We start from the raw sequence: 22,426 nt of genomic DNA on the forward strand, positions 1-22,426 counted from the left end.
TGAAACCAGATCTTACGAAGCGGCTTCTTCCGAAGTCTCCTCAGTGGCCGGAGCGTTGGCAGCCTCGGCTGCGGCAGCCTCGTCGGCAGCCTTCTTGGCGGCGGCGTCTTCCTCGGCCTTCTTCTGGGCGGCGACGCGCTCCTGAGCCTTCTGGCCCGGCTCGGCCTTCTTCGGGTTGTTGCGGGCTTCGCGCTTGACGATGCCGGCCTGGTCGAGGAAGCGCAGCACACGGTCGGTCGGCTGGGCGCCGTGGTCGAGCCAATGCTGGATGCGCTCGTTGTTGAGCTTCACGCGTTCGCCATCCTTGGGCAGCGTCGGGTTCCACGAACCGACCTGCTCGATGAAGCGGCCGTCGCGCGGCGCGCGAACGTCGGCGATGACGACATGGTAATAGGGGCGCTTCTTGGAGCCCGCGCGGGACAGACGAATCTTCAGTGCCATTTCAGTTCTCCTGGAAAAGTGGTCTCAAGCGTTTTCGTGTTTCTCAGAGGCGATCGCCTCGTGATGGCGGATGACTTCGCGGACGATGAAGTTCAAAAACTTCTCCGCGAAATCGGGGTCGAGATTGGCGTCGTCGGCAAGCCGGCGCAGCCTTTCGATCTGGGTTTTCTCGCGCGCCGGGTCGGCCGGCGGCAGGCCGTGCTCGGCCTTCAGCCTGCCCACCGCCTGCGTGCAGCGGAAGCGCTCGGCGAGCATGTGGATCAGCGCGGCATCGATATTGTCGATCGAGGCGCGGTAGCCGGCGAGGAGGTCGCGCGCCCGCGCGGCGTCGTCTTGCGTCATGATCGTCCTCACTTCTTCTTCGGCAGGCCCGGAAGGCCGCCGAGCCCCGGAAGGCCACCGCCGCCCAGACCCGGCAACCCGCCCGGCAGGCCCTTGCCGAGACCGGAAGCCTGAACCTGTTTCTGCAAGGCTTCGAGCTGCTTGGGGTCCATCTTCGACAGATCCGGCATTCCGCCGCCCCCAAGACCGCCGAGGCCGCCCATGCCCCCAAGACCCATCTTGGAGGCCATGCCGCCCATCAGGCCGCGCATCATGCCGCCGCCCTTGCCCTTGCCGCCCATGGCTTTCATCATGTCGGCCATCTGGCGGTGCATCTTGAGAAGCTTGTTGATCGCGGCGGCATCGGTGCCCGAGCCGGCGGCGATGCGCTTCTTGCGCGAATGCTTCAAGAGGTCGGGATTGGAGCGTTCGGCCTTCGTCATCGACTGGATGATGGCGATCTGGCGCGCGAAGGTCTTGTCGTCGAAACCGGCGGTCGCGATCTGGTCCTTCATCTTGCTCATGCCGGGCATCATGCCCATGATCCCGCCCATGCCGCCCATCTTCTGCATCTGGCGAAGCTGGTCGGCGAGGTCGTCGAGGTCGAACTTGCCGGCCTGCATCTTCCTGGCCATCGCCTGCGCCTTTTCGGCGTCGATGGTCTCGGATGCGCGCTCGACGAGCGAGACGATGTCGCCCATGCCCAGGATGCGGTCGGCGATGCGCTTGGGGTAGAACTCCTCCAGCGCATCCATCTTTTCGCCGGTGCCGATCAGCTTGATCGGCTTGCCGGTGACGGCGCGCATGGACAGGGCCGCGCCGCCGCGCCCGTCGCCGTCCATGCGGGTCAGAACGAGGCCGGTGATGCCGACGCGCTGGTCGAAATTCTGCGCCAGGTTGACGGCGTCCTGGCCGGTTAGCGAATCCGCGACCAGCAGGATTTCGTGCGGCTTGGCGACGGCCTTGATCTCGGCCATCTCCGCCATCAGCGGCTCGTCGATATGGGTGCGGCCGGCGGTGTCGAGGATGACGACGTCATGACCGCCGAGCCTTGCCGCCTGCACGGCGCGCCGCGCGATGTCGACCGGCGACTGGCCGCTAACGATCGGCAGAGTGGGAACTTGAGTCTGCTCGCCGAGCTGGCGCAACTGCTCCTGCGCGGCCGGGCGGCGCGTGTCCAGCGAGGCCATCAGGATCTTCTTGCCCTGGCGCGCGGTCATCCGCTTGGCGATCTTGGCCGAGGTCGTCGTCTTGCCCGAGCCCTGCAAGCCGACCATCATGATGACGACCGGCGCCGGCGCGTTCAGATCGATGGTCGCGCCTTCCGCGCCCAGCATCTCGACCAGTTCGTCATGGACGATCTTGACGACCATCTGGCCGGGCTTGATCGACTTCAGCACTTCCGCGCCAACGGCCTTCGCCTTGACCTTGTCGGTGAAGGAACGGACGACCTCGAGCGCGACGTCCGCCTCGATCAGCGCACGGCGAACCTCGCGCAGCGCCGCCGAGACATCCGCCTCGGAAAGCGCGCCGCGGCCCGTCAGGCCGTTCAGGATGGAGCCGAGCCGCTCCTGAAGTGATTCAAACATCCGCCGTCCTTCATGTCTCGTGCATCATCGCCCGAGAGGTAATGCGTGCCGCGGCAAATCCCAACGGTCCAAAGCGGAACGACACCCGGGGGCGCATGGCGCTGCCGGGTGTTGACCTCCGGGATCGGCCTTTTCTCAAGGAAAAGTGTCCTGGTCGGCTGCTCGGAGTGGTCACTCGTCGCGGAAACTGGCGGCTTTTGACCGCAAAAATGCGACGGAGTCAAGGCAGGCGCTCTCTCCATCGTGAAGTGCAGCCCATGGACGCGGGTGACGGCGGACCTAGGTTAAGCGTGACCATTCGAAGGAGGTCGATCATGCGACACTCATTCCTGCGTGCCTGCATCCTCGCAGGCGCCCTTGCGGCGGGCGCGATCCCGCCCGCCATCGCCCATCACGGCTGGTCCTGGGCCGAAGAGGAATTCTCCGAACTCACCGGGACGGTCCGTTCCGTCTTCGTCGGCAATCCTCATGCGCGGCTGGAACTCGAAGTCGAGGGCGAGGTCTGGACGGTCGAACTCGCTCCGCCCGCGGCCACGGCGCGTTCGGGCTTCACCGAAGAGGCCGTGTCGACCGGCGATGAGGCGACCGTCGTCGGCCATCGCTCGCTCGATCCCGATAAGCGGGTGTTCAAGGCCGTCCGGGTCATCGTCGGCGAAGAGACCTATGACGTCTATCCGCGCAGGCTTCCGCCGGCCTGACGCGTGAAATTGCTTTCCGCACTGGAGACGCTCGCGCCCGTCGAGGCGCTGAAAGTCTCGTTCTACGCCTATCCGGTCGTGAATGGGCTGCACGTCCTGTCGGTCGGCACGCTGATCGTCTCGATCCTGCTGCTGGACCTGCGCATCCTCGGTGCCTTCGCCAGCCTGCCGGAAGATGCGGCGATGCGCGTTTTCCGCCGCCTCGCGCTGACCGGCTTTGCCGGCGCCGTCCTGACCGGCCTGCCGATGTTCGCGATCCAGGCGACGACCTATGCCGCAAACCCCGCCTTTCGCATCAAGATGGCGCTTCTCTTCGTCGCCGGGATCAATGCCGCGCTCTTCGCGATCCTGCGGTCGCCGCGCGCGGGACGCGGACTGGCGGCGCTCTCCCTCGTCCTTTGGCTCGGCGTTCTCTTCGCCGGCCGGTTCATCGGCTTCGTCGAATAGAAAAACGCCGCCCCGGCGAACCGGGACGGCGTTTTGTCACAAAAGCGAAACGTGTCGCCTCACCAGGGACGGACCCAGCCCTGGATCACGGTCTGCTTGTCGCGGTGATTGCCGCCCAGCACGGCGCCGAAATAGGCGGCAGCGGCGGAGATCAGCAGCGAGGCGGCGGTGATGAAAGCGGCGATCATGCCAATGCGGCGCGCCTGATCGGCCGTTTCGCGGGCGGTGGCCTCCAGTTGCTGGGCCTGCGCCCAGACCTCGTCGACGCGGGCCTGCGCCTCGGCTTCCTCGACGCCGGTGCGGGCGGCGACGACGCTGGCCAGATAGGCGCGGTCGGCTTCGGCAAGTTCGCCTTCCGTCACGGCGGTGACGAGAATGCGGCCGACTTCCGAGCGCAGTTCCTCATTGGCCGTGTCGGTCGCGGTGCCGGGCCGCAGCAGACGATCGGTCAGGAGCGCATTGGGGTCGATTTCCTCGACCAGCGTCGCCGCTCCGGAGGCAGCACCGCCGACGGCGCTGCCGACGGCGTTGGTCGCCGAGCCGAGAATGGCGGATGCGCTGGAGAAGGCCAGCACCGCGCCGACGAGCACGCCGAGCGCCCAGACCAGAAGGCCGTGCGAGCCGTCGCGAATGTCGGACTCGTCCTCGGTCGCGTCATAGTTGCGCCGCCGCAGCCGGCCCGTCAGATAGCCGCCCGCCATGAAGGACGACACCTGCACCCACAAAAGCCAGAGCGCGGCGGCGATGGCAAAGCCGACGAGCGACATGCCCGACCCTTCATAGGCGGAACTGAAGGTCAGTCCGAGCGCCGAGCCGAAAGCGAGAAGAACGAAGGAAATGGCGGAAGCCAGAACCGCGCCGCCGATGATGGCAGCCCAGTCGACATAGGATTTTTCGTCGCCGGTCGCGATTGCGGTCGCGCCGACGGGCGGCGTGGGAGCCGCGCCGTAATCAGGATTCATGGGACGTCTCCGGGTAGGCGCCTAGCGCAGGCCGAGAAGGGACAGGAGAAACAAGACGACCACGACGAGGCCGACGAGATAGATGATGCCGTGCATTATTGTGCTCCCAAGCGTTCAGTTGCTGTCGATCAACACGCGAATGTGACCTTCGTTCCCTTGCCGCCACAAAATCGCCATCGGTAAAGCCGGGCTCACCCGCCAGTCGCCACGATGGGCTGGCGCGACGAAACCATACCCTTGCCTTCGTCCAGATGAAGGTAGAGCGGATCGAAAAGAGCGAAGGCTTCGAGCTGGTCGACGTCGAGGATCGTCAGCATCTGCCCGTCGAAGGTGATCAGCCGTCTCTTGCGCAGTTCCTGAAGCACGCGGTTGACGTGGACGACGGAAAGCCCAGACATTTCGGCGAGGTCAGTCTGGCGCAGCGGCAGTGGCACGCTGTTGCCATCTACCAGACCGACGATGCGCGCGCGGCGATGGATTTCGCAGAAAAGGTGGGCGATCCGTTCGGCTGCGCTGCGCTGTCCCATGCTCAGGAGCCATTCGCGACTGATCGATTCCTCGACCAGCGTCGCCCACCACAGGGCGCGCATGATGCGGGGGTAGCGGTCCGTCATGTCGAGGATGCGCTGTTCGGAAATGACGCGCACGGCAACCTGCGTCAGCGCGGCGATCGAATGATCCATGCGCTTCAGCACGAAGACGCGCAGGTCGCAGATGTCGCCGGCGACGAAATAACCGAGAATCTGGCGACGGCCGTCCGGCAGCGCCTTATAGCGGATCGCATAGCCCTCGACGATGAGATTGACCCCGTTGGGATTGTCGCCTTCGCGGATGATGTCCTGGCGCGGACCGACGATGACGGGCAGGTCGGAAAGCGTCGACAGCGCCTGAACTTCTTCTTCGGTGAACTGGCTGAAATGCTCGAGCTTGCGGATCAGCGCGTCCATGGGTCGGTTCTCCAATGCCGGATGTGTTTCATCATCAGTTGCTAAAACGGCAGAGCGCTCGAAAGGTTCGCCTTCGACCGTCGGAACATTTGCGGGCGGGCATGGATTGCACCCCCATGACGATCGCAAACCGAGGGAGCATGAACATGCACCATATCGACGCGCGGATGCAGCGCTGCATCAACGACTGCCTGGCCTGCTATTCGACCTGCCTGTCGATGGCGATGGGCCATTGCCTGGAAATGGGCGGCGCCCATACCGAAAAGAAGCACTTCACATTGATGATGGCGTGCGCGGAGATCTGCCGGATGTCGGCGCATTTCATGCTGATCGGCTCGCCCCATCACGCTCATCTCTGCGCGGAATGCGCCGAGATCTGTAGCGAATGTGCGCAAGACTGCGAGCGAATCGGCGCCATGGACGAATGCGTCGCCGCGTGCCGGAAATGCGCGGAAAGCTGCCGGGCCATGACATGACCGACACCGGTGGCGATGACAAAACTGAACGACTTGAGATAACTGTTTGGCGATCCCGCTCCGAAGCCGAATAGTTGAGTATCGACTAACAAATGTGAAAGCCTGTTCATTCAGACTTCGCTAAAGCGAAGAGCCGTCCTGCGCAATGGTGTCGCAGGGCTTTGATTGTGGGCGGCCGGATCTCATTTTGCTCGATGTTCTTCTTTTGAAATTCGGCCGGCGGGGCCATGATTGCGCGCCGATCTCAGGTTTGGCGCAGCTTGGCTTGCGCGATCGCCATTTCAGCCAGGATCAGGATCTGACGCGCGAAGGCGACCGGTCGGCCAATGTGATGCTTCTGACCGAGGGGCTGGCCGCCCGCTACAAGCTGCTTTCGAGCGGGCGGCGACAGATCACCACCTTGCTCGTTCCCGGCGATTTCCTCGACCTGTCGAGCTTCTTGGTGCCGCGGCGCGATTTCGGCGTCGTCGCCGTGACGAATTGCAGAACCGTCGTCATCGAGCACGAGCAGCTGCGCCGCGTCTGCGAGGTGGACCCTTCGGCGACCCATCTGCTGTGGACCGAAACCTCGATCGAGGCCGCGATCCAGCGGGAGTGGCTGGTGTCGATGGGCCGTCGCTCGGCCAAGGGGCAGATGGCGCATCTCTTCTGCGAATTGATGGTGCGCCTGTCTGCCGTGGGACGCAGCGAACGCTCGGCCTTTCACCTTCCGCTGACGCAGAACGAACTGGCCGACGTGCTCGGCCTGTCGCCGGTTCACGTCAACCGCGTCCTGAAGGAACTGCGCCATGACGGCGTGATCGCCTGGTCGAATTACTGGATCGAGATCCTCGACTGGCAGGGACTGGCCGAAATCGCGGAGTTCAATCCTGCCTATCTCGGGCTCGAAGCCCCCGTGCCCGCAAAACCCGTTGCGGCGCGCCTGCACGAGCAGGCACCGGCCCCGACCTCCAAATAGGACGACGAAGGTCCGGCCCGATGGTCAGCCATAGGACGGCGTCCTGACTGGGCTGGTCGAAGGCAGATGGGCGTCCGCCTCCACCGATGCGCGGGCGTCGGTTTCGCCGATTTCGACGAGCAGACGCGCACGGGCACGGTTCAGCCGGCTCTTGATCGTGCCCATCGCGCAGCCACAGATCTGCGCTGCCTCCTCATAGGAAACGCCGAGCACGCCGATCAGCATGATGACTTCGCGCTGCTGTTCGGGCAGCCGTTCCAGCGCACCGCGGATTTCATGCCCGCGCGCCGACCACTCCTGTGTGGCGAGGACCGCAGGGCGGCCAGCCGCGTCGTCGGCGAGCGCGGGCGCCTCGCGCCCGGCCTTGCGAATCTTTGTGTAGAAGCTGTTGCGCATGATCGTGAAGAGCCACGATTTCATGGCGGTTCCCGGCTGGAACTGGTGGATGTTGGCGATCGCCTTCGTCAGCGTTTCCTGCACGAGGTCGTCGGCGTCGCTGACGTCACGATGGAAGGTCCGCGCGAAGGCGCGCAAGGCGGGTATCAGATCGACGACGTCGCGGCGCGACATTTCCGAGCTTGAAAGATCAGACGATCGGTTCAGTTCACCGGCCGCTGGTGGCATTCCCTGGCTCCGTCTTGTCAATGCGCACAGGCACAAGCGCTCGTGCGAGCAGGCCCACGGGCAGGAATGCTCGAGGACGCCGATCGTTCCGGCCCGGCGGGCAGAATTCGACGATTCCCCCGATCACGCCCTCTGGCAAAATTAGATCCTGGTCCCTAATGTTCGCGGCGATCAGGGAGGATCGCCGTGACTGCACCCTTTCGGCCGCTGATGGCCATCTATCGCGATTGGCTGAAGGAAAGGCATGGGCTCTCCTTTGCCGACTATCAGGCCATGTGGGAATGGTCGACGACCGACATCGACGCCTACTGGCAGTCGATCTGGGAGCATGACGGCGTTCATTCCCCGACACCGCATTCGGCGGTGCTCGCCGAGGACCGGATGCCCGGCGCGGTCTGGTTTCCCGGCGCGAGCGTCAACTACGCCCATCAGGTGTTCCGCCATTGCGAGGCCGCCGATGAAGCCGCCCAGCCGGCGATCGTGGCTGCCGACGAGCGCGGCAATCGCACCGAGATGTCATGGTCGGAGATGAAGCGCCGGACGGCCTCGCTCGCCGCGACCTTGCGCAGGATGGGCGTCGGCAAGGGCGACCGCGTAGCGGCCTATCTGCCCAACGTGCCGGAAACCGTCATCGCCTTCCTCGCCACCGCGTCGATCGGGGCGATCTGGAGCGTCTGTGCGCCGGACATGGGCACGCGCGCGGTGATCGATCGCTTCCAGCAAATCGAACCGAAGGTGCTGATCGCCGCCGACGGCGTTTTCTATGCCGGCCGCTCGCTTGATCGTTCGGGCGAGATCGAGGAAATCCACGCCGCGCTCACCAGCCGGCCGAAGCTCATCCTCAAGGAAAGCGGCCATGCGTCCACAAAGCTGACGCATGATCTGTCGCTCGGCGAGGCTCTTGCGCGCGACGATGCCGAAACGGCGTCCTTCCAGCCCGAATTCCTGCCCTTCGATCATCCGCTCTGGATCGTCTATTCCTCCGGCACGACCGGCAAACCGAAGGCGCTCGTCCACAGCCATGGCGGCATCATCCTTGCCGTATATGCCGCGCTCAAGCATCTCGACATCGGCCCGAGCTACGTCCGAAATTCGCTGGGAGAGCGGTTTCACTGGTATTCCAGCACCGGCTGGATCATGTGGAACTGCCAGGTCAACGGTCTTCTCGGCGGCACCACGATCTGCCTGTTCGACGGCTCGCCCAGCGGCAGCCGCGACGCACCGGACTGGAGCACGCTCTGGCGATTCGTCGCCGAAACGCGCGTCACCATGTTCGGCGCCGGCGCCGCCTTTTTCGGCAATTGCATGAAGGCGGGCGTCGATCCGGCGGCCGCCGGCGACCTTTCGGCCGTGCGCGCGCTCGGCTCGACCGGCTCGCCATTGCCGGAGGCCGTCCAGAACTGGGGCACCGAAGCCTTCGCGCGGATGGGACGTCCCGACATCTGGTGGTCGAACATTTCCGGCGGCACCGACATTTGCGGCCTCTGGATCGCCGGCAACCGCGAACTGCCGCTGGTGCCCGGCCGGATGCAGTGCCGCCAGCTCGGCGCCCGCGTCGAGGCATGGAACGAGGCCGGCGAAAGCCTCATTGGAGAGGTCGGCGACCTCGTTTGCGCGCGGCCCTTCCCGTCAATGCCGGTATTCCTGTGGAACGATCCCGACGGCAAGCGCTATCGCGATTCCTATTTCGACATGTTCCCCGGCGTCTGGCGCCACGGCGACTGGCTGTCGATCGGCGAGGACGGAAGCTGCGTCATCTATGGACGCTCGGACGCGACCATCAACCGCCACGGCCTGCGGATCGGCACGAGCGAGATCTACGCCGCCGTCGAGGATCTGCCGGAAATCCTCGATTCCATGCTGATCGACCTCGAATATCTCGGCCGGCAAAGCGAGATGCTGCTTTTCGTCGTCCCGCGTCCGGGCGAGGTGGCCGACGCCGCGCGCATCAAGGACGCGATCCGCCGGGCCGTGTCGCCCCGTTTCGTGCCCGACCGGGTGATCGAGGCGCCCGCCGTCCCGCGCACGCTTTCGGGCAAGAAGCAGGAAGTCCCGATCCGCCGGCTGTTTCTCGGCCATCCGATCGAAAGGATCATCTCGCGCGAGACGATGGCCAATCCCGAATGCCTCGATTTCTATGTCGCGCAGGCCGGGGTCCATTTGGAGGACGCGCGCAAGGCGGGCTGAACGCCTTGGCGTCTCATTTGGAAACCTATCGTGATTTCGGTGGAACCGCGAAGGGGGTCGGGCGTTTTCCCGGCCAGAAGATGGCTGCCCGATGGCAGCGCCCCGACTGGAAGGCCGACCGATGATCCCGACGAACCGTCTTGCAAAGCTTGCAGCCCTCGCACTGGCATCGGCGATCGCGCTGCCCGCAGTCGCCGGCGCGGTCAGCCTTCCCGATCTCGGTCCGGTTCCCGCTCCCCGCCCGGCGATGGAGGCGAGCGTCAGGGCCGCTGCGCCCCTGCCACAGCGCGAAGTCGTTCAGATCTCCACCAGCGCGCAGGAAATCCCCGATGGCCGGCGCGATGTCCGCGTCGTCGGCGCGAACTTCCTGCCCGATGCGAGCGAGGAGATCGACTTCTCGCGGTCCGGCGAGCAGGATTTCGCTGCGGTCGGCTATGCCGAATGGCTGGTCATGACGACCGTCCAGCGCATGTTCCAGACCTCGGACGAAAACGAGACGCTTCAGATCGCTTCGAACGACCGGTAAGCCTCAGAGGACTTCCAGCTTCACGCGCGCCACGCCCTGGTCGATCATGCCGACGGCCTGGGCCGCGCCGCGCGACAGGTCGATGACGCGCTTGCCGACGAACGGCCCGCGATCGTTGATGCGCACCACGACCGCCTTGCCGTTGCGCTCGTTGATGACGCGAACCTTCGTGCCGAAGGGCAGCGTTCTATGCGCCGCGGTCATTTCATGCATGTTGTAGCGTTCGCCATTGGCCGTGGTCCGGCCGTGGAACTTGCCGCCATACCAGGACGCGGAGCCGGTGATCGTCTGCAACACCTCCATCTTTTCGTCCGCGTGGGCAAACGAGCCCGACAGGCCGATGAGCGATGCGATGAGCGCCGCGCGGGACAAGGTGGCGGCGCGCGCGGTGTTGATATGGAACATTTCCTGAAGACCCCGGTTAACTGGATGTTTACGACTGCGTTTTCACGGGGGAGTGAACTGGCGGGCGGGTTTGACCAGAGCTTGAGACTCATGGGGCGATTCCAAGGCCATTTCCGGGCGTCGAATGGCTGCTTTGCGCCGTTTCCCTTGCGGCAGAACCCGGAGATCCGGCCATGACCGGCCATGGCCGTTTTGCTCCGCAAACCCCTGCTCTCCTGCGCGATGCCGGCCGTGCCATCGGCGGCGCGCTGGTCTTTTCCCTGCCCATGCTGATGACGATGGAAATGTGGCAGCTCGCCTACACGGTGCAGGCGTGGCGCATCGCCGTTCTCGTCGCAGTCGCCGTTCCGCTTCTTGTCGGGCTTTCCCATGTCATCGGCATCGGCAGGCGCCGCAAGCTGGCCGAAACGGCGATGGATGCGTTTTTCGCCTTCGGCATCGCCGCGTTCACCAGCGCCGTCGTCCTGACGGCGCTTGGCGTGCTCGCGCCTGGCATGTCGGTCGACGAGATCATCGGCAAGATCGCGATCCAGTCGGTGCCGGCGGCGATCGGCGCCCTGCTCGCACGCAGCCAGCTTCGCAGCGGCGCCGACGAAACGCTGGGCGATCGCGAGGAGACCTATGCGGGCGAGCTTTTCCTGATGATGGTGGGCGCGCTTTTCCTCGGCTTCAATCTGGCTCCGACCGAGGAGATGATCCTGATTTCCTATCTGATGACCGAATGGCACGGCATCGCCCTCATGGCGATTTCGATCGCGGCGATGCACGGTTTCGTCTTCGCGGTCGAATTCAAGGGCGGCAGCGAACTGTCGCAGGACACGCCGTGGTGGAGCGCCCTCTTGCGTTTCACTCTCCCCGGCTATGCGATCGCGGCACTGATTTCGCTGTTCCTGCTCTGGGTGTTCGGCCGGACGGAGGGACTCGCCATCGAGATGGTGGCGATGGCGGTGGTGGTTCTGGCCTTTCCGAGCGCCATCGGTGCCGCCGCCGCCCGTCTGATCCTGTGAGGACGTCGTGAGCGAGGAACCGCAGACCGAAAATCTGCCCGTCAACCGGGCGCCGCACCCGGCCGAATGGATCATCGGCGCGGCTTCGGCGCTCGGCGTGCTGGCGCTGGTTGCCTATCTCGCCGTCACCGCCATGACCGAGGCCGACGGCCCGCCGGACTTTGAGATCGCGATCGACGACGTTCTGGCCGGCTCCGGCGGGTGGCATGTGCGGGTCACGCTGCGCAATGTCGGCGACAAGACCGCAGCCGACGTGATGTTGCGCGGGGAGGTCGGTGCGGGGGAGACGAGCGAGTTGACCTTCGACTATGTCCCCGCCGGGTCGACGCGCCGGGGTGCGCTCGTCTTCGCGCGGGAGCCGGACGGGCTGGAACTGTCGGTCCGCTCCTATACCGACCCCTGATACGCGACGGCGGGGCGGAACAAGTAACAGGGTCTGGCTGTTGTCTGCCCAGATCGCGCTGAAAGCGCAGCCCGCCCCGAAGGAGAGACTGTCCAGATGATCCGTTTGATGCTCATGGCGCTCGGCGCCTATACGCTTTACCGCATGTATGCCCCGCTCGAAGGCGAAAGCGGGACGCGCGCGCTTCTGTCCGACACCCGCACCCGCACGGATCGCGGAACCCGGCGTGCCCGCACGGCCGGAGGCCGGTCGTGACCAAACTGGTCTACGAGGTCGTCGAGCATGATGGCGGTTGGGCCTACAAGCTCGGAGACGTTTTCTCCGAGCCGTATCCCACACATGACGCCGCGCGCGCCGCCGCGGAAAAAGCGGCTGCCGAGCAGCAGCTTGGCGGCAGGGACGAAGCGATCGAATACCAGGATCGCGACGGTGTCTGGCACGAGGAACAGGTGAGCGGCGGCGACCGCCCCGAGGTCGAGGTCAAGGACGGGGAATAGGCGAGGGCGGGAACGGCCGGCTGAGAAAGGGCGACCCCGCGGCACCGAACCTCCATTCGAGATCGACCGCTTTCGAGATTCCCACACGCCGGCCCGTCACCAGAACAGGCCGGCTTTTTCGTGTCAGGAGATCGCAAAGCGGACGTCCGTTCCAGCTCGCATCGACGCCGAGCGCCTGCGCAAGCCGCCCCGGACCGGCGCAAAGCAGCCGTTCGGCTTGCTGCCCGCGCCGCGTCCGCATAGCATTGAGGCCGCAATCGGGCTCGATCGCCCGCAGGAGCACCGCGCTGCCGGGCACGCACACGATGTTGAGACACCAGTGCAGGCCGTAGGATCGATAGACATAGGCCGTTCCGGCAGGCCCGAACATCGCGGCGTTGCGCAAAGTAGGTCCCCGAAAACTGTGCGAGGCAGGATCGTCCCTCGCATAGGCTTCCGTTTCGACGATCACCCCGCCCGTGACTGCGGCGACGAGGCGCACACCGATCAGGTCGCGCGCGACGTCCACCGGATGCCTGTCGAAGAATGCCGCATCGATCCCGTCAGGCATGAAGCGGCGGGTCGTCCTGCTCGTCCGGGTTGGGATTGGGCGCCTCGTCCGGCAATCTGTCGGGCTCCGGCTCCTCGATCGGTGGCGACGGCATGGGCGGCAGATCGGGACCGGGTTCGTTAGGCTGGCGCGGGTCGGGTGCGTGAAACAATCGGGACATCGCTGGCCTCCTCGCTCTTCAACCTCCTTCGGGACCAAGCGTTCCCGATGCGGTCAGCCGATTGCGAAATCATAGATGAGCTTGACCGCGAGAACGCTCAGCAAGGCGAGGATCGCCCGGTCGAATGCCTGTCTGGAAAACCGTCGCGCCAGGGCAGCGCCAACCGGCATGAAGGCGAGGATCGGGAACATGGCCAAGAAGGAAAGCGCAAGCCCCTGCCAAGTCAAAAGCCCCAACGCACCCATCATCGGCACCTGTGCCGCCGTCATCACGGCGAAGAAGATCGACACGGTCGAGATGAAATGCGTCCGCGTGAGCCCCATCGCATTGAGGAATGTCAGCGAGACCGGTGCCGACAGCCCGCCCGAGCCTTGCAGGATGCCGGCGACCGCTCCGGCCGGGACCGCAAGGCGGGTCGCGACTTCTCGGCTCAGCAACAGGTCGGGCCGCACCAGGCGCGCAACGATATAGAGCAGCACCGCGAGCGCCACGATCAGCAGCAGCGCGCGCGGCGAGAACGCCGCCAGCATCACCGTCCCGCCGATGACGCCGAGCGCGCCGGCCAGCGAGAAGGCGGCGACGAAGCGGTCGGGAAGACGGTCGCCGCGAAACAGCCAGGCTTGCCACAGATTGGTCAGAAGGTTCGGAACGAGCATCGTCACCACCGCCACGCGCACGTCGAACATCATGGCAAGCGCCGGCACGGCCAGCACCGGCGCACCGGCGCCGGTCGCGCCCTTGAGCACGCCGCCGGCGGCGAGGCAGAGAAAGGCGATGAGAAGTTCGGGCATGAGGCTCATGAACGTGTTGGCTACGCCTCGCGCGACCGGACTGCAACGAAAATTCTTTTCATGTGAACGAAATTGCGTTGCGCCAGCCCCCTAAACCGGAGTTTTGCGACCCTCCATCGGATCGATGCGATGGGAGATGCAGCCGCGCGATGATCCGTACGGGCGCGCATGACGGACCCACAGGCCGCCTGGTTGCATCAGCCTGCGCCGAGCGCCTTGAGAACGAAGTCCGAGACGCCCAGCGCATAGGCTTCGGCACTCATGCCGCGCCGGGCATGTTTCGGCCGCTTCACATACCAGTCCTGCAAGAGGGGCTTGATCAGTGCGGCGGCAAAGTGCGGATCGTCGACCCTGAAGACACCGCGCGCCGCGCCGTCCGAAAGCACTCTGGCGAAGATGGCCTCCGTTGCCGCCTCGCTGGCGATGGCACGCTTTCGCGCCGGCGCGGGGAACGACTTCGCCTCCATATAGGCGAACACGAAAAAGGGCTGCATCGCCTCGCTCAAGAGGATGTGCATCTCGATCAGCCATCGCAGATGCGCCGCCGGATCGTCCCGGACCTCCTCGGGCGCCGCGGCCAGAAGGTCTTCCGCCGCCGAGGACACCTCGCCGAGGATCATGACCAGCAGCGTTTCCTTTCCGTCGAAATAGGAATAGAGCCCGCCCATCGACAGCCCCGCCGCTTCGGCGAGGTCGCGCAGCGACATCGCCTGGAACCCCAGCCGGTTTGACAGCTTCAGCGTCGCCTCGATGATCTTCGCAAGCTTCGCGACGGCGACGTGTGGCTTGCGCGTGCGGATACGGTCGCGATGGCGCTCGAGGATGCGTGCCGCTGCGGCTTCGAGCGAATAGTCGCCATAGTGGGCCAGTCGTTTCTCCGGCGACAATGCATGGACCTTTCAGGAACGCGTGAAGCGAAGTTCGCGGGCCTCCGCATTAGCGCGACGGGACCGGATTGCCAATCTCGCACGTCTGCGATAATAAATCGAGCGCTCGCTCGATTTTTATGAACCCGCTTCGGTTGATCGCGAGCATCCGACGTCTCGTTCCAAGGAAATTCCCATGGACTTCACCATCTCTCCCCGCGTCGAGGACTATCGCCGCCGCATCGCCGCCTTCGTCGACGCGCATGTGCTGCCGCTCGAAGCCGAACGCGCGAATTACGACGCGCATGAGAACATCCGCACCGACGTGCTCGACACCGTGCGCGAAAAGGCGAAGGCCGAGGGGCTCTGGTGTCTCCAGTTGAAGAAGGAGACGGGCGGACAGGAACTCGGCCGCATGGGCATGGCGGTCTGCTATGAGGCGATGAACCGCTCGCTCTTCGGCCCCGCCGTCTTCAACTCCGCCGCGCCCGACGACGGCAACATGATGGTGCTGGAAGCCGTCGGCACACCCTACCAGAAGCAACGCTGGCTCCAGCCCATCGTCGAGGGCAAGGTGCGCTCCGCCTTCGCCATGACGGAGCCCTCGCCCGGTTCGGGCTCCGACCCGTCGATGATGCTGACCAGGGCCGAAAGGCGCGGCGACATCTATGTCGTCTCCGGCCGCAAATGGTTCATCACCGGAGCGGAGGAAGCCCAGCATTTCATCCTTCTCGCCCGCACCTCGGACGATCCGCGCAAGGGCCTGACCGCCTTCCTTTTCGACCGCGACCAGCCTGGCTGGCAGATCGACCGCCGCATCGAGATCATGGGACCGGAGGAACATGGCGGCCATTGCGAACTGACCTTCGACGGGCTCGAAATCCCGGCGAAAGACGTGATGCTGAACGAGGGCGACGGCCTCAAGGTCACCCAGATCCGGCTCGGGCCGGCGCGCCTGACGCATTGTATGCGCTGGCTGGGCCTGTCGAAGCGCTGCGTCGAGATCGCCACCGAATACGCCGCCCGCCGCGAGGGCTTCGGCCAGCGCCTTGCCGATCGCGAGAGCGTGCAGTTGATGCTCGGCGACCTCGCCATGAAGATCGAGATCGCGCGGCTTCTGGTGATGAAGGCCGCATGGGCGCTCGACCAGGGCTCCTTCGCGCGCAAGGAAGTCTCGATGGCCAAGATCCAGGTGGCGAACGTGCTGCATCAGGCCGCCGACACGGCGCTCCAGATCAACGGCGCGCGCGGCTATTCCAAGGACACGCCCATCGAGTGGATCTACCGCTATGCGCGCCAGGCGCGCCTCGTCGACGGCGCCGACGAGGTTCACAAGATGGTGCTGAACCGTCACCTGAACGAGGAGGGACAGGATTTCTGGCGCTGGCCGGTCGACGGATGAGGATACCCACGGCGAGTCGGCAAGATTGCGGCTTCCCCTTCCGCTCACAACGAATTGAGCGGCGCCCGCACCTCGGCTAAGAATTTGTTAACCATGTCGGCAGACGCTTCGTCTTGAAAAAGACGGGGGTCTTGAATGAACGGTTTCCTGAAACATCGCCGCGATGTCGCGCCCGGCCCGATGCTTGCCTTCGTCCTCGTCGCCTGCGGCGCGGGCATCTGGACGGTCACGACCTTCGCGCCGCTCCTGCGCTGAACCGAGGCGGGCATGAAAAATGGCGGCCCGCTTTCGCGAGGCCGCCATCCCTGGTCCGCCCTGGGAAGCCTAGAACGGCGAATCCGGGTAGTAGTACTGCTCGGCATTGTCGCCGGTGATCAGCACCGAGCCGATGATGAACTCGCCCGACACCGGCGCGTTGCCGACGAAGTTGAGCGCGGTCAGTTCGATCGCCGTACCGATCATCGCCGGCGGATAGGTGACGTTGGCCGGGACCATCTCGTCGCCATCCATCACGCGCTGGATCATCTCCTTCATGCCGGCGCCGCCAAGCACCCACATCTCGCCTTCGCGGCCCGCCTGGTTGATCGCCTCGATGGCGCCGACGGCCATGTCGTCATCCGAAGCCCAGACGGCGACGACGTCGGAATTGCGCGACAGGAGGTCCTGCGTTACCTCGAAAGCATCGTCGCGGTTCCAGTTGCCGTGTTCCATGCCGACGATCTCGATGCCCGATCCCTCGATCGCGGCCTCGAAGGCTGCGACGCGCTCATTGTCGATCGTGGTCGGGATGCCGCGCAGCACGATGATGTTGCCGCCGTCGGGCAGACGCTCCTTGAAGAACTCGCCCGCCACGCGTCCGAAGCCCGGATTGTCGCCGGCGACGTAGAGGTCCTCGATGTTTTCCTGGGAAAGGCCGCGATCGACGACCGTCACCCATTTGCCGGCTTCCTTGACCCGTGCGACCGGGCCGGTCAGCGGCTCGGATTCGAACGGCAGCACGACCAGCGCGTCGATGTTGCGCGTCGCCATCATGTCCTCGATGTCGGAGACCTGCTGGCCCGGATCGGAGGCCGTCGACAGGACGAAGTCGAGATTCTCGTAGCGCTCCTCGAGCGCGGCGATGGTTGCCTGCGCATGGAAGTTCATGCCGCCGGCCCAGCCATGCGTCGCCGCCGGGATCGACACTCCGATCACGGCCGACTCGGCGTCCTGCGCATGGAGCGGGTTGGCAAATGCGACGCCGAGCGCAAGCGCGCCGGCCAATGCTGTCAGTTTCATGGTCTCTCTCCCTTGGTTGGCTCTGCTTTTCGAGCTTTTTTGCCCGTCACCGTTCCGCCTTGCGCTGGCGTTGCAGGACGACGGCCAAAATGATGATCACGCCCTGGATCGCCCCGTTGAGATAGGGGCTGACCAGGTTTGCGAGATTGAGGATGTTGCCGATCAGGCTGAGGATGAGCACGCCGACGACCGTGCCCCAGACACGGCCGAAGCCGCCCTTGAGCACCGTGCCGCCGATGATGACGGCTGCGATGGCTTCCAGTTCCCACAAGACGCCCGTCGAACTGGAGGCCGAGCCGAGGCGCGGCACATACATGATGGTGGCGACGCCGACGAGGATGCCGAGCAGCACATAGGCCATCAGCCGCACGCGATCGACATGGACGGCCGAATAGCGCGCCACCTGCTCGTTGGAGCCGATCGCCGCGCAGTGACGGCCGAACGGCGTCTTGCGCATGATGATCTCGCCGACGATCGCGACCAGTGCGAAGACGATGATCGGCCAGGCGACGCCGAGAATGCCGCCATAATAGACCGGCCGGTAAACTTCCCTGACGGCGAAATCGAGCGACAGCGTGCCGCCATCCGCCAGCCAGGTGATCAGTGAGCGGAAGATGCCCATCGTGCCGAGCGTGACGATGAAGGCCTCGATCCGGGCCTGCGTGATGAGAAGTCCGTTGACGAGGCCGGCAGCGACGCCGACAACGAGCGCGGCCGCCATGCCGACCAGGATGACGCCCCAGCCGACGCCCATCGACGGCACCAGCGCGTTCATGATCAGGATCATCACGCCGGCGATGAAGGCCGCCATGGAGCCGACCGACAGGTCGAGCCCGCCGGAAGTGATGACGAAGGTCATGCCGACCGCGATGATGCCGATGAAGGCCGAGCGCGCCAGCACGTTGGTGACGTTGCCGTAGGACAGGAAATTCGGGTTCAGGAATGCGCCGAGCGCGACGAGGGCGATCAGCGCTATGACCGGCCCCCAGATATGGAAGTCGATGCGAAAGCCCGAACGGGCGGGCGCGACGGATGCGGTTTCGCTGGTCATGCTGCGGCCCTGCCTTCAAGTCCCATCGCGTGGCGCACGATCTGGTCCTCGTTGATTTCCTTGGACTGGAGAATGCCGGTGATGCGGCCCGAGCGCATCACCACCACCCGATGCGCAAGGCCAATGATTTCGGCCATCTCCGACGAGATGACGATCACGCTCTTGCCCGAGGCGGCGAGTTTGCGGATGAATTCGTAGATCTGCTGCTTGGTGCCGATGTCGATGCCACGCGTCGGCTCGTCGATGATGACGATGTCCGGTTCGGCAAGCATCGTCTTGGCCAGAAGCAGCTTCTGCTGGTTGCCGCCCGAAAGATTGCCGACGCGGATGTCGCGCGAAGGCGCGCGCACGTCGAACTCGGCGATTGCCCTGGTCAGCGCCGCGTCCTCGGCCCTGGCGTCGATCGAATAGCGGCCGAAGCGGTCGAGCGCGAGCAGCGTCAGATTTTCGCGCATCCCCTGTGTCAGGACGAGACCGCGCCCCTTGCGGTCTTCGGTGAGATAGACGATGCCCGCCCGCCGCGCGTCCTTTACCGACGAAATCGAAACCGGCCTGCCATTGACCTCGATCCGACCATCCGCGTCGCGCACGCCGATCAGCCCTTCCATCAATTCGGTGCGTCCGGCGCCGACGAGTCCGGCAAAGCCCAGGATTTCCCCGCGCGTCAGCTCGAACGAGGCATCCCTCACGATCGTCCCGACCGAGAAATCCCTGACCGACAGAACGATTTCGTCATTCGGGGAAGCCGCTTTCGGCGGAAACAGGTTGGACAGTTCCCGGCCCACCATCGCCTGCGCCATCTGGTCCTCGTTCATCTCCCCGGCACGGGCGACCGCAACGCGCGCGCCATCGCGGAAGACGGTGATCCGGTCGGCGATTCTCGCCACCTCATCCAGCTTATGCGAGGTGTAGAGGATCGCGGTTCCCGCCGCCTTCAGCCGCTCGATCTGGCGGAACAGCACCGCCGCCTCGCGATTGGTCAGCACCGCGGTCGGCTCGTCCATGATCAAAACGCGGGCATTTCTGGACAGCGCCTTGGCGATCTCCACCATCTGCTTGTCCGAGACGGAGATGTCGGAGACGCGGGCATTGGGGCTCACCCGCGTCTCCAGTTCGGACAGAAGCCTTGTCGCCTCCGCCCGCATCGCCTTCTTGTCGAGAAAGAAGCCGCGCTTCAGTTCCCGACCGAGAAAGATGTTCTCCTCGACGCTCAGTTGCTCGGCGAGGTTGAATTCCTGATGGATGAGGATGACGCCCTGGTCTTCGGCATCCTCGCTGGATGAAAAGGCGACCGGCTTGCCGTCGAGCAGGAGTTCGCCCTTGGTCGGTGACAGATAGCCCGACAGGATCTTCATCATGGTCGACTTGCCGGCGCCGTTCTCGCCGATCAGCGCGTGGACCTCGCCCGCATGAAGCGAAAGCCCGACCTCGTGCAGCACCTCGATCGGTCCGAAGGACCGTGAAACGTCGCGCGCTTCGAGGATTGCAGACCCGCTCACAGCTTGACGAAGCTCCCGTTCTTTGCCGACGAACGAACGCAGGCATCGATGAATTTCAAGCCCTCGACGCCGTCCTCGACGGTCGGATAGACGACGTCCGCCGGCACGGCCTCACCGGCCTGCCTCGCGCGGATCGCGCGTGCGGCCTCGGCATAGATGTTGGCGAAGCCTTCGAGATAGCCTTCAGGATGGCCGGGCGGGATGCGGCTGACGCGCGCCGCCGCGGCGCCCGCGCCCGCGCCGTTGCGGGTGATGAGGCGTTTGGGCGCGCCGAACGGCGTGAACCAGAGCCTGTTCGGTTCCTCCTGACACCATTCGAGACCGCCCTTGTCGCCGAAGACGCGCAGCTTCAACCCGTTCTCGCAGCCCGGCGCGACCTGGCTCGACCAGAGCATCCCGCGCGCGCCGCCGGAAAATCGCAGCATGATATGCGCATTGTCGTCGACGCGCCTGCCCGGCACGAAGCGGTGCAGTTCGGCGGCCAGTTCTTCGGTCTTCAGCCCGGTCACGAAGGACAGGAGATTGTAGGCATGGGTGCCGATGTCGCCGATCGAGCCGCCCGCGCCCGACTGCGCCGGATCGGTGCGCCATGCGGCCTGCTTGGAGCCCGCCTCTTCGGCCGCTTCCGTCAGCCAGTCCTGCGCATACTCGGCCTGCACCACGCGGATCGTGCCGAGATCGCCATTGGCGATCATCTCGCGCGCCTGCCGCACCATCGGATAGCCGGTATAGTTGTGCGTCAGCACGAACAGCGCATCGCTCTCGCTTGCAAGCTTGGCGAGCTTCTTCGCGTCGGCCAACGTCGACGTCAGCGGCTTGTCGCAGATGACGTGGATGCCGCGCTTCAGGAATTCGCGCGCGATCGGAAAGTGCATGTGGTTCGGCGTGACGATGGCGACGGCCTCGATGCCGTCCTTGCGCCGCGCCTCGCGCGAAGCCATGTCGCGGAACGAACCATAGATGCGCTTCTCGTCGAGCCCGAGCGCGCGGCCGGATTCCAGCGCCCGCTGCGGCGTCGAGGACAGCGCGCCGGCGACGAGTTGGAACTCGCCGTCGATGCGCGCGGCGATGCGATGCACCGCGCCGATGAAGGCGTCCTTGCCGCCACCCGCCATGCCGAGCCGGATCGGGCCTTTGCGCTTTTCGGACGTTCCGGTGATCGCCATCAGCCCAATCCCAACATGCGCCGATTGGCGGCTTCGTCGGTGCCGCTATCGGCGAAATCGTCGAACGCCTTTTCCGTCACCCGGATGATGTGGTTCTTGACGAACTCGGCACCCTCGCGCGCGCCGTCCTCGGGGTGTTTGAGGCAGCATTCCCACTCGACGACCGCCCAGCCGTCGAAATCGTTCGCCGTCAGTTTGGAGAACACCGCGCCGAAATCGACCTGACCGTCGCCGAGCGACCGAAACCGGCCGGCGCGGTTGACCCAGGGCTGGAAGCCCGAATAGACGCCCTGCCGCCCGGTCGGATTGAACTCGGCATCCTTGACGTGGAACATCCGGATGCGCTCGGCATAGATGTCGATATTGTCGAGATAGTCGAGACACTGCAAAACATAGTGCGACGGGTCGTAGAGCATGTTCGCGCGGGCATGGTTGCCGACGCGCTCCAAAAACATCTCGAAGGTCGTGCCGTCGAACAGATCCTCGCCGGGATGGATCTCGTAGCAGATGTCGACGCCGCATTCGTCCGCATGGTCGAGGATCGGCTTCCAGCGCCGTGCAAGCTCGTCGAAAGCTGTCTCGATCAGCCCGGCAGCGCGTTGCGGCCACGGATAGAGATAGGGCCAGGCGAGCGCGCCGGAGAACGACGCCAGCGCGCCGATGCCGAGATGCTTCGACGCCGTCAGCGCTTGTCTGACCTGGTCGACCGCCCATTCCTGCCGCGCCTTGGGATTGCCGCGCATGGCAGGAACGGTGAAGCCGTCGAACCCTTCGTCATAGGCCGGATGGACGGCGACGAGTTGGCCTTGCAGATGCGTCGACAACTCCGTCACCTCGACGCCGTTTTCGCGCGCCGCACCGGCAAATTCGTCGCAATAATCCTTGGAGGAGGCGGCCTTGTCGAGATCGATCAGGCGCGCATCCCAGCTTGGAACCTGCACACCCTTGTAGCCGCAGTCCGCGGCCCACTTCGTGATCGAATTCCAGGAATTGAACGGCGCTTCGTCGCCTGCGAACTGCGCCAGAAAGAGCGCCGGGCCCTTGATCGTCTTCATGCCTCTCCTCCCGGACGCCTCCACGCCCGTCTGCCGATTTTCGCAATTGCAGCGCAAAACTGCTGCGTTGCAGCGATGTAATCGATTGCATGAAACTAAAACAGAGAATGTAATGGATTA

At 64.9% G+C, this 22,426-nt stretch carries 27 protein-coding genes; 11 read left to right on the forward strand and 16 right to left on the reverse strand.

The window, feature by feature from the left end:
• Positions 1-12: 12 nt before the first annotated feature.
• Genes rpsP through ffh form a run of 3 tightly spaced genes read right to left on the reverse strand, consistent with a single transcriptional unit; the run spans position 13 to position 2,351 of the window.
• Positions 13-441 (reverse strand): 30S ribosomal protein S16, encoded by a 429-nt coding sequence (gene rpsP, locus PZ895_RS12805; protein WP_275839380.1) that lies wholly within the window; start codon positions 439-441, stop codon positions 13-15.
• A 24-nt stretch (positions 442-465) separates the two neighbouring features.
• Positions 466-783 carry a chorismate mutase gene (locus PZ895_RS12810; protein ID WP_275839381.1) on the reverse strand — a complete coding sequence of 106 codons (318 nt, stop codon included), beginning with the start codon at positions 781-783 and terminating at the stop codon, positions 466-468.
• 8 nt (positions 784-791) lie between these two features.
• On the reverse strand, positions 792-2,351 hold the full coding sequence (ffh, locus tag PZ895_RS12815) for a signal recognition particle protein (RefSeq protein ID WP_275839382.1): 1,560 nt from the start codon (positions 2,349-2,351) through the stop codon (positions 792-794).
• Between the two features lie 314 nt (positions 2,352-2,665).
• Here ffh and PZ895_RS12820 point away from each other — a divergent pair, with 314 nt between their 5' ends.
• The gene (locus PZ895_RS12820) at positions 2,666-3,049 is read left to right on the forward strand and encodes a DUF6152 family protein (RefSeq protein ID WP_275839383.1); all 384 of its coding nucleotides are present in this window, start codon (positions 2,666-2,668) and stop codon (positions 3,047-3,049) included.
• 3 nt (positions 3,050-3,052) lie between these two features.
• The gene (locus PZ895_RS12825; RefSeq protein ID WP_275839384.1) at positions 3,053-3,496 is read left to right on the forward strand and encodes a hypothetical protein; all 444 of its coding nucleotides are present in this window, start codon (positions 3,053-3,055) and stop codon (positions 3,494-3,496) included.
• Positions 3,497-3,555: 59 nt separating this feature from the next.
• On the opposite strand, the gene PZ895_RS12830 is transcribed toward PZ895_RS12825, so the two are convergent.
• On the reverse strand, positions 3,556-4,458 hold the full coding sequence (locus PZ895_RS12830; protein WP_275839385.1) for a hypothetical protein: 903 nt from the start codon (positions 4,456-4,458) through the stop codon (positions 3,556-3,558).
• A 191-nt stretch (positions 4,459-4,649) separates the two neighbouring features.
• Positions 4,650-5,405 carry a Crp/Fnr family transcriptional regulator gene (locus PZ895_RS12835; protein WP_275839386.1) on the reverse strand — a complete coding sequence of 252 codons (756 nt, stop codon included), beginning with the start codon at positions 5,403-5,405 and terminating at the stop codon, positions 4,650-4,652.
• Positions 5,406-5,551: 146 nt separating this feature from the next.
• Between PZ895_RS12835 and PZ895_RS12840 the strand changes: the two genes are divergently transcribed.
• Together PZ895_RS12840 and PZ895_RS12845 are read left to right on the forward strand one after the other, a co-directional pair.
• Complete coding sequence (locus PZ895_RS12840) at positions 5,552-5,881, forward strand: four-helix bundle copper-binding protein (protein WP_275839794.1); 330 nt, start codon at positions 5,552-5,554, stop codon at positions 5,879-5,881.
• Positions 5,882-6,068: 187 nt separating this feature from the next.
• On the forward strand, positions 6,069-6,839 hold the full coding sequence (locus PZ895_RS12845) for a Crp/Fnr family transcriptional regulator (protein ID WP_275839387.1): 771 nt from the start codon (positions 6,069-6,071) through the stop codon (positions 6,837-6,839).
• Positions 6,840-6,863: 24 nt separating this feature from the next.
• On the opposite strand, the gene PZ895_RS12850 is transcribed toward PZ895_RS12845, so the two are convergent.
• Positions 6,864-7,409: a sigma-70 family RNA polymerase sigma factor gene (locus PZ895_RS12850; protein WP_275839795.1), complete on the reverse strand. Its 546-nt coding sequence runs from the start codon at positions 7,407-7,409 to the stop codon at positions 6,864-6,866.
• A gap of 240 nt (positions 7,410-7,649) precedes the next feature.
• Here PZ895_RS12850 and PZ895_RS12855 point away from each other — a divergent pair, with 240 nt between their 5' ends.
• Both PZ895_RS12855 and PZ895_RS12860 read left to right on the forward strand, forming a co-directional pair.
• A complete protein-coding gene (locus PZ895_RS12855) occupies positions 7,650-9,650 on the forward strand; it encodes an acetoacetate--CoA ligase (RefSeq protein WP_275839388.1) in 2,001 nt (666 codons plus the stop codon).
• 121 nt (positions 9,651-9,771) lie between these two features.
• Entirely contained in the window at positions 9,772-10,176 is a 405-nt protein-coding gene (locus tag PZ895_RS12860; RefSeq protein ID WP_275839389.1) for a hypothetical protein, read from the forward strand.
• A gap of 3 nt (positions 10,177-10,179) precedes the next feature.
• Here the strand turns inward: PZ895_RS12860 and PZ895_RS12865 are convergent, their stop codons facing one another.
• Positions 10,180-10,479, reverse strand: coding sequence for a septal ring lytic transglycosylase RlpA family protein (locus PZ895_RS12865; protein WP_275839796.1), 300 nt, complete (start codon positions 10,477-10,479; stop codon positions 10,180-10,182).
• Between the two features lie 275 nt (positions 10,480-10,754).
• Between PZ895_RS12865 and PZ895_RS12870 the strand changes: the two genes are divergently transcribed.
• The 4 genes from PZ895_RS12870 (at position 10,755) to PZ895_RS12885 (ending at position 12,488) form a co-directional block, all read left to right on the forward strand.
• Positions 10,755-11,588 carry a TIGR02587 family membrane protein gene (locus PZ895_RS12870; protein WP_275839390.1) on the forward strand — a complete coding sequence of 278 codons (834 nt, stop codon included), beginning with the start codon at positions 10,755-10,757 and terminating at the stop codon, positions 11,586-11,588.
• A 7-nt stretch (positions 11,589-11,595) separates the two neighbouring features.
• The gene (locus PZ895_RS12875; RefSeq protein ID WP_275839391.1) at positions 11,596-11,991 is read left to right on the forward strand and encodes a hypothetical protein; all 396 of its coding nucleotides are present in this window, start codon (positions 11,596-11,598) and stop codon (positions 11,989-11,991) included.
• A 96-nt stretch (positions 11,992-12,087) separates the two neighbouring features.
• Positions 12,088-12,246, forward strand: a complete 159-nt coding sequence (locus PZ895_RS12880) for a hypothetical protein (RefSeq protein ID WP_275839392.1) — start codon at positions 12,088-12,090, stop codon at positions 12,244-12,246.
• Positions 12,243-12,488: a DUF2188 domain-containing protein gene (locus PZ895_RS12885; protein WP_275839393.1), complete on the forward strand. Its 246-nt coding sequence runs from the start codon at positions 12,243-12,245 to the stop codon at positions 12,486-12,488. The genes PZ895_RS12880 and PZ895_RS12885 overlap by 4 nt, the downstream gene beginning before the upstream one ends.
• On the opposite strand, the gene PZ895_RS12890 is transcribed toward PZ895_RS12885, so the two are convergent.
• The 4 genes from PZ895_RS12890 to PZ895_RS12905 all read right to left on the reverse strand — a co-directional run bounded on the left by PZ895_RS12890 (position 12,472) and on the right by PZ895_RS12905 (position 14,876).
• Positions 12,472-13,038 (reverse strand): DNA-3-methyladenine glycosylase, encoded by a 567-nt coding sequence (locus tag PZ895_RS12890; protein ID WP_275839394.1) that lies wholly within the window; start codon positions 13,036-13,038, stop codon positions 12,472-12,474. The two genes, PZ895_RS12885 and PZ895_RS12890, sit on opposite strands and share 17 nt — an antisense overlap.
• A complete protein-coding gene (locus PZ895_RS12895; RefSeq protein ID WP_275839395.1) occupies positions 13,031-13,198 on the reverse strand; it encodes a hypothetical protein in 168 nt (55 codons plus the stop codon). The genes PZ895_RS12890 and PZ895_RS12895 overlap by 8 nt, the downstream gene beginning before the upstream one ends.
• Before the next feature lie 53 nt (positions 13,199-13,251).
• Positions 13,252-13,998: a sulfite exporter TauE/SafE family protein gene (locus PZ895_RS12900; RefSeq protein ID WP_275839396.1), complete on the reverse strand. Its 747-nt coding sequence runs from the start codon at positions 13,996-13,998 to the stop codon at positions 13,252-13,254.
• Positions 13,999-14,186: 188 nt separating this feature from the next.
• Positions 14,187-14,876: a TetR/AcrR family transcriptional regulator gene (locus PZ895_RS12905; protein ID WP_275839397.1), complete on the reverse strand. Its 690-nt coding sequence runs from the start codon at positions 14,874-14,876 to the stop codon at positions 14,187-14,189.
• 175 nt (positions 14,877-15,051) lie between these two features.
• On the opposite strand from PZ895_RS12905, the gene PZ895_RS12910 reads away from it, so the two are divergent.
• Entirely contained in the window at positions 15,052-16,257 is a 1,206-nt protein-coding gene (locus PZ895_RS12910; protein WP_275839398.1) for an acyl-CoA dehydrogenase family protein, read from the forward strand.
• 324 nt (positions 16,258-16,581) lie between these two features.
• On the opposite strand, the gene PZ895_RS12915 is transcribed toward PZ895_RS12910, so the two are convergent.
• From PZ895_RS12915 to PZ895_RS12935, 5 genes are read right to left on the reverse strand one after another with little or no spacing between them, the layout of a single operon-like run.
• Positions 16,582-17,535 (reverse strand): ABC transporter substrate-binding protein, encoded by a 954-nt coding sequence (locus tag PZ895_RS12915; protein WP_275839399.1) that lies wholly within the window; start codon positions 17,533-17,535, stop codon positions 16,582-16,584.
• Positions 17,536-17,581: 46 nt separating this feature from the next.
• On the reverse strand, positions 17,582-18,586 hold the full coding sequence (locus tag PZ895_RS12920; RefSeq protein ID WP_275839400.1) for an ABC transporter permease: 1,005 nt from the start codon (positions 18,584-18,586) through the stop codon (positions 17,582-17,584).
• On the reverse strand, positions 18,583-20,085 hold the full coding sequence (locus PZ895_RS12925) for a sugar ABC transporter ATP-binding protein (protein WP_275839401.1): 1,503 nt from the start codon (positions 20,083-20,085) through the stop codon (positions 18,583-18,585). Before PZ895_RS12925 ends, PZ895_RS12920 begins: the two co-directional genes overlap by 4 nt.
• The gene (locus PZ895_RS12930) at positions 20,082-21,251 is read right to left on the reverse strand and encodes a Gfo/Idh/MocA family oxidoreductase (RefSeq protein WP_275839402.1); all 1,170 of its coding nucleotides are present in this window, start codon (positions 21,249-21,251) and stop codon (positions 20,082-20,084) included. Before PZ895_RS12930 ends, PZ895_RS12925 begins: the two co-directional genes overlap by 4 nt.
• Positions 21,251-22,306, reverse strand: a complete 1,056-nt coding sequence (locus tag PZ895_RS12935) for a sugar phosphate isomerase/epimerase (protein ID WP_275839403.1) — start codon at positions 22,304-22,306, stop codon at positions 21,251-21,253. Before PZ895_RS12935 ends, PZ895_RS12930 begins: the two co-directional genes overlap by 1 nt.
• Positions 22,307-22,426 lie beyond the last annotated feature (120 nt).

The sequence above is a fragment of the Mesorhizobium sp. YIM 152430 genome, from assembly GCF_029210365.1.
Lineage (GTDB): Bacteria > Pseudomonadota > Alphaproteobacteria > Rhizobiales > Rhizobiaceae > Aliihoeflea.